The sequence below is a fragment of the Protofrankia sp. CiP1_Cm_nod3 genome, assembly GCF_982290655.1.
Genome location: NZ_CEVIVD010000071.1, coordinates 11,936 through 21,274 on the forward strand (window position 1 = coordinate 11,936; position 9,339 = coordinate 21,274).

The 9,339-nt window shown below is 67.5% G+C and carries 7 protein-coding genes and 1 pseudogene; 2 read left to right on the forward strand and 6 right to left on the reverse strand.

The annotated features are described in order from the left end of the window. From AC5LUJ_RS14645 to AC5LUJ_RS14665, 5 genes and pseudogenes are all read right to left on the reverse strand, one after another. Positions 1-498: pseudogene (locus tag AC5LUJ_RS14645) on the reverse strand (hypothetical protein); the annotation flags it as partial. A gap of 908 nt (positions 499-1,406) precedes the next feature. After that, complete coding sequence (locus tag AC5LUJ_RS14650) at positions 1,407-1,982, reverse strand: methylated-DNA--[protein]-cysteine S-methyltransferase (protein WP_445548660.1); 576 nt, start codon at positions 1,980-1,982, stop codon at positions 1,407-1,409. Positions 1,983-2,091: 109 nt separating this feature from the next. Continuing rightward, complete coding sequence (locus AC5LUJ_RS14655) at positions 2,092-3,183, reverse strand: phosphotransferase enzyme family protein (protein ID WP_493465106.1); 1,092 nt, start codon at positions 3,181-3,183, stop codon at positions 2,092-2,094. A 299-nt stretch (positions 3,184-3,482) separates the two neighbouring features. Continuing rightward, on the reverse strand, positions 3,483-3,746 hold the full coding sequence (locus AC5LUJ_RS14660) for a hypothetical protein (RefSeq protein ID WP_250289589.1): 264 nt from the start codon (positions 3,744-3,746) through the stop codon (positions 3,483-3,485). A gap of 45 nt (positions 3,747-3,791) precedes the next feature. Then, on the reverse strand, positions 3,792-5,006 hold the full coding sequence (locus AC5LUJ_RS14665) for a putative T7SS-secreted protein (RefSeq protein ID WP_250282965.1): 1,215 nt from the start codon (positions 5,004-5,006) through the stop codon (positions 3,792-3,794). Positions 5,007-5,591: 585 nt separating this feature from the next. On the opposite strand from AC5LUJ_RS14665, the gene AC5LUJ_RS14670 reads away from it, so the two are divergent. Together AC5LUJ_RS14670 and AC5LUJ_RS14675 are read left to right on the forward strand one after the other, a co-directional pair. Then, the gene (locus tag AC5LUJ_RS14670) at positions 5,592-5,858 is read left to right on the forward strand and encodes a SemiSWEET family sugar transporter (RefSeq protein WP_250282967.1); all 267 of its coding nucleotides are present in this window, start codon (positions 5,592-5,594) and stop codon (positions 5,856-5,858) included. Positions 5,859-6,186: 328 nt separating this feature from the next. Beyond that, complete coding sequence (locus AC5LUJ_RS14675; RefSeq protein WP_250282969.1) at positions 6,187-7,524, forward strand: alkaline phosphatase PhoX; 1,338 nt, start codon at positions 6,187-6,189, stop codon at positions 7,522-7,524. Positions 7,525-7,789: 265 nt separating this feature from the next. Here the strand turns inward: AC5LUJ_RS14675 and AC5LUJ_RS14680 are convergent, their stop codons facing one another. Beyond that, entirely contained in the window at positions 7,790-8,803 is a 1,014-nt protein-coding gene (locus tag AC5LUJ_RS14680; RefSeq protein WP_493465107.1) for a hypothetical protein, read from the reverse strand. Between the last annotated feature and the right edge of the window lie 536 nt (positions 8,804-9,339).

A 9,339-nucleotide genomic window follows, 5' to 3' on the forward strand; every position in this document is an offset into this window, starting at 1 on the left:
AGCCGGAGCAGCCGGAGCAGCCGGGCCAGCCGGGCCAGCCGCTACCGGAGTATCAGTCACCACCGGGGCTGGTCCGCCCGTGCGGACCTGACCGGACATGGTCAGCGCGAAGCTCGCGGGCCGGCGAACGGCGGGCCTGCTCAGCCCGAGCAGCCAGCCCAGATTCCGCAACAGCCGGATCTGCCGCTGCACGTGGGTACGGCTGTAGCCGGTCTCGGAGGCCAGCGTCACAAGCCCCGGAGAGCAGACCGCCACGGATCCGTCCAGGCCCGGGACCACCAGCTCGCCGACGCGGAGGCCACAGTGGCTGGCGAGCGCGAGCGCGACCAGCTTGGCGGCGCGCGGGAGGCGCGAGCGCAGCACCGCGCGTTGCCAGGCCGAGGGATCCGCCACTGGTGTACCGGAATCGGGCGTGGGCATGAGCACCAGCACGCCAGGGATGGCAAGCTGCCTGCCGGCCGCGGCCTTCGCATCCGACACCTGTGTGTTGTCGGCCACATTCCTCCTTCCGGCCAGTTGGTATCGACCAAACAGCGCGTCCCGCTGACGGCGGAGGGCTTCCCGTCGGGAACTCCACATCACCGGAGACGCCACGTCACATCACGTCGTGCCACATCGCCAGGGACAGCGTCCGACATGACGGCGGATGCCTTGGCCTATGGCGTATCTGATGGATGTTCGGTCGCGCGGGCGACCGCCCGGACGACCAACATCCATCGGACACACTCTGGACCAAAGACGGAACGACCGCGTTCCCGGCGCGTCACCGACGGCCCGGATTCCTCCGTCACCGTCGGGTCAGAAGTGACACGATCATATTTGCCGGTGCTCCCGGGGCTCCCACCGATTCCGGGATGCCTGCCGGATCAGTCACGCTGATCCGGCAGGCCCGGAAGTTGATCCGGTGGGCCCGGGTGCACGCCCCCACCCTCATTCCTCAATCCAAGATCCTATTGTCGGATGCGCCGACATCGTTCGATCCGCGTTCAAGCAAGGTACTCCGTCAGCAAGAACGACGAGGCGCCCGCCGACCACCATCGCCACACGAGGACAACACAACTTCACGAAGTCGTTGTGTCAGAATTGGGTAACTGATTCATTTCTTTTGGCGGTCATCTCAACCGTCCACGCAAGGAGAGAGGCGGACAGCAGAGCCCGCCCAGATGATCCATCACCGGCGACGAAGCGCCCCAACCACCACAAAATCATCGGATACCCAAAATAACACATCGAACGACCGGGTCACGAATCCAAAAGATCAACAAATCGGGCACGACAGGGACCGGGACGGGCCACACGGCGCCTCAACCGCATCCTGTAGAAAGACAAAACAAAACGCTACGCAACGAAAACATGATCGAACCAGTGGTCGTCGAGCCCTGCCCCCAGTCCGGACGAGCAACCGCTTATGTCACGGTCCGAGGCGACGGAACAGCCATGATCGGTTCTTCCGGAGCCAACCGACGCGGCCCGAGATCGGCGGAATCGAGAGTAGCGAGCCCGAGATCATCCTGATAGCCGCGGCCAAGGGTGCGACGCTCGAGATCAAGAAGGTGCCGCTTACGGCCGAGACCACCGGCGTACCCCGTCAGAGAGCCGCTGGAGCCGATCACACGATGACACGGAATGATGATCGGAAGCGGATTACGACCGTTGGCGAGCCCCACCGCGCGGAAGGCCGACGGCCGCCCGACAGCTCTGGCGATCTCCGCGTAGCTGCTGGTCGCACCGTAGGGGATGGCCGCCACCGCCTCCCACACCGCGCGCTGGAACGGCGTGCCGACCGGATGCAGCGGGACGTCGAAAGTAAGCAGATCACCGATGAAATACGCCTCTAGCTGTTCGATCACGTCCCGCAGGGACGCCGGATCCGGCTCGATGACCTCCGGCCACCCGGAGCCCGCCGCCCGCTCCCCCATGTGGACCGCGCACAGGCCAACATCATCACCAGCGAGCAGCAACGGCCCCAGCGGGGAGCTCATCCTTGCATATCGGGTAACGCCCTCCACGCGCCCTGACGCTACCGTCCAGCTACTACAGGGGGAAACGACTGCGTCACAACAGCCCAGGACACACGCGAAGATCACATGTTCACGACCGAAGAGTCAGCAAACATGATCCGCTGAGATAGTCATCCGCAAGATCGCAGGATGTCGTCGCGTACTCGGCGACGCTGGCAACCGCGTCCGCCTCCGGGCGGGAGCCCAGCCATGCCACCAGCAACAGCCTGCGCAACAGGACGAACGTCGCGATCATGCCCTCCTCCTCGGCCGACACGGGCATGTGCTGTCGGTAGGAGGTGAGCCAGGCATCGACGAGGCCGCCCACATCGGGCCGATGCTCGATGAAGGACAGGGACGCGGCCAGGTCGAAGAGGTACCAGCTGAACCCGCAGTCGTCGAAGTCGATGACCGTTGGCTCCTCCGACCGCCCGTCGACCAGCAGGTTCGCCAGGCGCATGTCCGCGTGGACGAGACCGAACCGGTCCGGCCCGGTGCCGAACCGCTCGATCCTGCGGCGGATCTCCTCGGCCGCCCGCGCCAGGACGGCGATCCCGTCACTGTCGATCATCTTCGGCCCGTTCCGGTCGCCGTTGGCTGCGATGCGAATCCCGTCCTGCCACCTCCCCCACCGGCCCTCCGATCCGAGGGTCGTCCGCCACGTCCAGGCGAACCGGGTGAAGCCAGCCGGTGGCTGCCAGGCACGGGCATGCTGGTGCAGCCGCGCCGTGATCTCACCCAGCGCACCGAACCCACGCAGGAGGCCCGCGGCGTCCGACGGATGCGGCGAGGATCCCCGCACCCACTCGAAGAGCGCCGCATAGCGCGGCCCACCGGAACCAGCCGACCGCGCCCCCGGGACGGGTGGGTCATGCGCGATCGCGGTTACCAGTTCCCCGTCACGGCTCGGAACCACCCGCGGCGTACGGATGACGCCGTCATGACGCAGCGCCTGGATCCAGGCCAGCTCCGAAACGATCTCCTCAGGCGGGTGGTAGCCGGGCCGGTACAGCCGTAATGCCCACCGGCACCCCCCGGCCAGGTCGTCCACCTGGTATGTGATGTTCTCCGAAACTCCCAGCAGACCGACGACGGGAGCAACTCCAAGATCATATGAGGTGAGCGCCTGCTCGGCCAGCGCATGTGCCCGGTCGAGGCCAGGCCACCCGGGGTCGGGAAGCACAGCGCTGATCGTAATCAGGTGACACTCCGCATCCGACAGTCGACGGGAACGGACAGGCCATCGGGGATGGGCGGGTCATCGGGGATGGGAGAAGGTGCGCGGAGCCCTGTAGCCGGTCGTGTGCCATCGTCCGTCCCGGGAGAAAACCTCGTCCACGGGCCGCGTACCGTTCCGGTGACGGAAAACGCTTATCACCCTTTTTCCGGAATCAACGGATTGGTCGCGAAGTAGTACGTCGTCCGGCTCATCATGACTCCTTACGTCGGATCCGCCGCCTGCGTTCCGTGTGTCTCCACTCCCTACGTCGGATCCACTCCCTGCGTCAGATCCACGGCGCCGGCCGAAACAGGTACCCGGACGAGGACCGCGTCCTGTTCCGCGTCGGGTTCGCTTCGACGCGCCGCGCTGGCACCGGGTAACCGAGCCTGCTCGTACAGCGCGTGCCCGATCGTTTTCGCGTCGAAGCTGTCATCAGCGTCTGGCCGACGTGCCACCGTCAGTGATAACGTTGCTGCGCGAATATCTGGTTCCGCCCCGGCGGCCTGCGCCAGGAAACGGTCCACGGCGGCATTCTGTTCAGCGGTGGGCGTGAGCCCTCCGTCACCGGCCTACCCCGTCGCACCCGCCGAGCCGGCGGTCGCGCCATCGGCGATGGGCGGCGCACCGTCGGCGTTCACGGCCCCCTCGCCCGTCGGCGGGTGCCGGCCCGGGAAGTTCCGCGACAGTGTGCTGGTGCGTACCCGCAGGCTCCGGATGTCGGCGGCCAGCGACGTAAGGCGGGTGCCGCCGGTTGCCGGCGCGGAACGGAGCCGCCCCCCGGTCAGGACCTGGCCGGCGCCATGTGCGTCGCGAGCGAGTTCGCCGAGCGTGACGAGCCCGCCGCCGCCGGGAACGCAGCCGAGCAGCGCAAGCCCGACATCCCCCAGGGAGGCGCGGCCGGCGCCATACCGGGCGAGGGTGTCGGCAAGGACCACGAGCGCGGCGGCAAACACCACCCACGCGACCGGCCCACCGATGACGGGCGCGACCACGCCCAGGACGGCGACGGTGGTTTTCGCGGCCCGGACAGCCGCGTTCCAGAATCGCCCGGCGTGTTCTGTCACGACCTCCCAGAAATGGCGGGACCTGTTCCGGATTCCCGCCCGGGAAGCGGCACGGATCGCGGCCGCGCAGATCGTCGCGGCATCCTCCCGCATCTGCCGCGCGGACGAGGCGAGGCGACGGGCCGTGTCCAGGTCGGCCTGCGCGTCCTGGAAGGTTCTTCTCGCCCGCTCGAGACGGGCCATGGCCGTGTCACGGTCGTGGATCGCCCACGTGACCTGGGCCGGATCAGGTGGAGGCGCCTCGACCGGGCCGGCGAAGAGGCCTGAGGCCGACACGCCCGGTACGGCGGTGGCAGGTACAGCAACGGGTATGGCCACCGCGGGCGACGCGGAAATCAGCGCGGTCCGCGCCAGGGCGGCCAGCGCATGGGCCTGATCGCGGCGGGCACACGCGTCCAGGCCGCTCGCGAGCGCGGCATCCGCCTGCGCCTGCGCCGTCTCCAGGACCGGCCCGTAGGCGTTCAGCGCGTCCCCGGCCATGCGGTGGGACGTCTCGAGTGCACGCAACTGCCCGGGGAACTCGCCGAGCTCGTCCCGGTAGCCGTCGCCGGCCCGCCCCAGCCAGGACCGCGCGGCCCCGTCGGCGGTCAGCGCGGCGACCTGGCCGCGGGCGCGTTCCACGTCCGCGGCGAACTCCAGGAGCCGGCGCGCGAGATCCCGCACGGCAGAGGGGTCGCCAGGCGTCGGATCGGCATCCAGGCCGAGAACGTCCCAGCCCACGGGCCGGCTCATTGCGGCCCACGACCAGAAGAATATGCGGGCCGGTTACGACAGCCCGCGGACAGCCAGCCGACCTGCACGTACATGCCCATCACTCCGACGGCTCAGGGGCGAAGCCAGGCAACCAACGTGGACATGTTGACGGTAACGCGAGAACCGGCCGGACGCACCCCTCCGCCAAGGATTTCATGCCAGAACATCCGGCGACCCCCGCCAAATGTTCAGAGCTCCATCGAATGGCCAGGGCGAAGCCGCTCGGGTACACTCAACGACAGCATCCCGCGCAGCGGGTATTCGCGGGTATTCGGCGTCGACGGCACTGGCATACCGGCTACCGTGGGTACGCGGATTCGTCCGTGCACCGGCCCAGGAGCGCGCATGACGCGCTATGACAAGCATCACAGGACGTCGCCCGCCCCTCGAGCACGCAAACAATACAGCCGCAGGTCAGGCCATGGCACGACCGGCACGGTCAAGGGGGCAGCCAGCCAGTGAACACCTTTCTTTCGGATCTTTCGGAACGCTTCCGGCAGACCTCTATATCTTCGGCTATATCCTCGACCGGAACAACGGGAGGGGACGCGGATGACGATACTGGGCCTGCTGGCAGGCGCGTTGACGACGGGATGCTGGCTGCCACAGCTCCTGCGGTCCTGGCGGACACGGTCCGCCAGGGACATCTCCTGGACCTATCTGGGCATCCTCGGGCTGGGGGTGACTCTGTGGCTGAGCTATGGTCTGCTCACCAACGAAATAACGATCATCCTGGCGAACGGGGCGACCATCAGCGCCATCATCACCCTGGCAGGCCTGAAAGCCCTGTTCGACCGCGAGGCCCGGGAGACCACATGACGACCGGTGCGGCGGCCGCGAGGGCCTGAGCCCCGGCGGCCGCGCACGCAGAAGCTGGACGGATCCGAGCAGGGCCCCGTGGCGGGCTCGTTACGGGCATTGCCCGCGAGGGTGCCGGGAGCAGTGACTCCCGGCTTGCCGCGAGCCGAATCCAGCATTTCCGAAAAACGGAACTTCCGATGAATTTTCAATGAATCCGGCCCCGTGATCAGTATCCGGCGGAATACATAGATCAGATGGTCGACTGCCGTTCGACTGGGTGTTGCCTCGCGTCCACGTAGGTCTGCAAACGTGCTGACCCGGTATTTCAAAGAGGGGACAATTACCCATGTCTGTGAGTCGTCGCCAGGTCATCGCCGGCACCGGAACGGCGGGTCTGGGATTCGTGTTGTCAGGAGCGGTTGGTTCGATCTTCGGTGGGACTGCCTCGGCCGCGACGCCGAACGGGTTCCACGGCTATGGGGAGCTCATCCCCGACCCCGCAAAAATCGCCGACCTCCCCAAGGGCTTCCAGTACAAGGTTCTCTCCCGGGCCGGTGTGGACACGGTGCTGACGGGCGAGAAACTTCCGGGGCTCCCGGACGGCATGTTCGCCTTCCCCGGACGCAAGCGCAACAATGCGGTACTGGTACGTAACCATGAGCTTTCCCCCGGCGCGGCGAACCCGGTTCCGCACCTGCCCGGGCTCGTCTACGACCCGGGTGCCGCGGGCGGCACCACCACCGTCACGGTCGAGGGCGGCCAACTGCTCTCGCAGGTGGCGAGCCTCGCCGGAACGATCCGCAACTGCGCCGGCGGCCACACCCCGTGGGGAACATGGCTGTCGTGCGAGGAGACCGAACTGACCCCGGCCTCGGATGCCCGCCTGACCAAGAAGCACGGTTACGTTTTCGAGGTGGATCCCCAGGGCCGCCTGAACGACACCGAGGCCGTCCCGCTGAAAGCGCTCGGGCGCTATGCGCACGAGGCGGTTGCGGTCGACCCCAAGACCGGGGTCCTGTACCTCACCGAGGACGCGGGCTCGCCGCTCGGGCTGATCTACCGGTTCCTGCCGGCGAAGCCGCTGGGCGGCCCGGGCAGCCTGCGGGCGGGCGGGAAGCTGCAGGCACTCGCGGTGGCCGACGTACCCGATCTCTCCGTGTTCACCGAGCTCGGCACCACACTGCCGGTCACCTGGGTCGACGTGCCCGACCCGGACGCGACGACCACACCGGTCCGCAAGCAGTTCGCCGACAACGCGGTCACCCGCGTGTCCAAGGCCGAGGGAATCTTCTGGGAGCGGACGAGCGCCTACATCGTCTCCAGCTATGCCAAGGCCAGCTCCAGGCTGGCAGGTGTGCACGAGGGGCAGGTCTGGGAGTTCAACCCGCGGAAGTCGACCATCGAACTGGTGGTCAGGATCGCCCCGGGCGGGCGTTTCGACGGCCCTGACAACATCACCATCTCTCCCTACGGCAGCCGTATCGTGCTCGCCGAGGACGGCGACGGTGAGAACTACCTGACCGTCGTGGGTGACGACGGCACCGTCTATCCGCTGGCACGCAACGTCGCTTCCGACGGTGAGTGGGCCGGCGTGACGTTCTCCCCGGACGGCACGTGGCTGTACGCCAACGCCCAGGTCGACGGCCTGACCATCGCGATCACCGGCCCCTGGCGGAACAACTAGGAAAGCAGGAGGGCAGATACGGCAGAGGTCCCGTCCGTGGCGTTGTCGGAGCCGGAACGACACGACAACGCCACGACGTCACCGGCGCGGGTCATGCGGAACTCTCCTCCCCGGCTGACGCGACGCCAGGTCCTGGCCAGCGGTACGGTGGGCAGGCCCGTCGGCGCGCCCTGACGTTCTTTCTCGGATACCTCTGGCTTGTATCCCGCGTTCTCTTCCTGGCCGTCTCTATCCTCCCGCCGGTCCGCGCCAGCTCGTCGGCCGGTCAGCAGGCTTCCTCCGACGGATATCCCGCCGCGTCGGCGAACAGTTGCTCGTAGCGCCGCTCCAGATCCCTGCGGCGGGCGAGCAGCGGGGCCACGAGCTCCACCAGGCGTTCCCGCTCACGGATGAGCGCCGAACAGCCATCGCGTTCCGCGTCCTCGACCGTTTGCCGGTCCTCGTCGGTCGCGCCTGGCTGTCGGGCCACCTCGGCCAGGGCAGCCTCACAATGATCGATTTCCTCGGCGATGGCACGGCAGACCCGGTTCGCCTCCGCAAGCGCCGACCACGCCCGGCCCGCGGCGGCGTCCCGACGGGCGATCTCCTCGGCAGTCACCGACGCGGCGGCCCGTTCGTGAGCGGTGATCAGCGGCTCGACACGCGCGCGGTGCTGACAGAGCCGACGGTCCGCCTCGGCGGCTGCCGCCACGGCTGCGCCGAACTCGCTCTGCCGTCGCGACACGAGGCCCCCAAGACGCGATCGCTCGTTGCGGTTGCCGAACCGGTCACTCCGCCAGTCGTTGGCAAGCCTGTCTCGCTGTCTGCGAGCATCCCGTAACCGTCTCTCGGCGAAAAGCACCATGGAGGCGGTGTGAGCGGCTCTGGCTTCCAACCGCTGGACCTCGGCGCGTAACCGGATGGCCTCAGCAAGATCAGAACGTGCCCGCTCGACCGCCGCGAGGGCGGTGGCCGCGTCGCTGGCGGCCGACCGGCAGCTGTCACGGGCCCGTTCGGCCTCCCACAGCCGGCGGTTGGCACCGTCGTGGACGGCGACGAGCTCCTCGACACGTCGGTCCCGCTCGACACGTGTGCTGGCGGAACGGAAGGCGGCGATGTCGAAACCGGCGAGCCGGCGGTCCAGTTCGGTGATCCGCAGCAGCTCGGGGGTTCTTAGCAGGTCGAGAAGCTGCTGCCCAACCTCGTCCCACTGATTGCGCAACGTACGCAGGCTGACTTCGGCCGCGACCTGCTCAACCACCGCGACCCGCTCGACGAGCCGCTCAACCCGTCCCAGCACCATGACCGTCCCCCAGGTTGGCCAAGCGGTGGTGCCCCGCAGCGGACGAACCGTACGCGGCGATAACGACGAGAATTAACAAAATTACAGATAGTAAGAATACTAGCGCACCGGGACCATGTGCAACGCATGCGGCCAGCAAAAACCGCCACATCCCGGGCAGCCCTCCACGCTCCAGCCCCCACACCCCGAGCTCGACGCTCCAGACGTCCACGCCCGAACGACGGGGGGGAGCGCTCGGCGTCAACCGATACGCTTCGTGATAACGGTGATCGGAAAACGGCCACCACCCGAACAGCAATAACGATCTTGTTTTTCGTCCACCTCGGCGCATCCGGAGCGGACGGGGAGATGCCGGCCGGCAAGTCGGCCGAAGCGCACGGCCAGTAACCACACCCTGGGGCCGGTCTCGCATATGCACGTGCGAATGACCGTGCTGTATCCTTCCCACGAAGTACGTGCATATGCACGCGCTGATGATTGACCGTCCAGTTGCTCATCGGCAGGCGGGGAGGGAACGTGGTCCACGCAGGGCT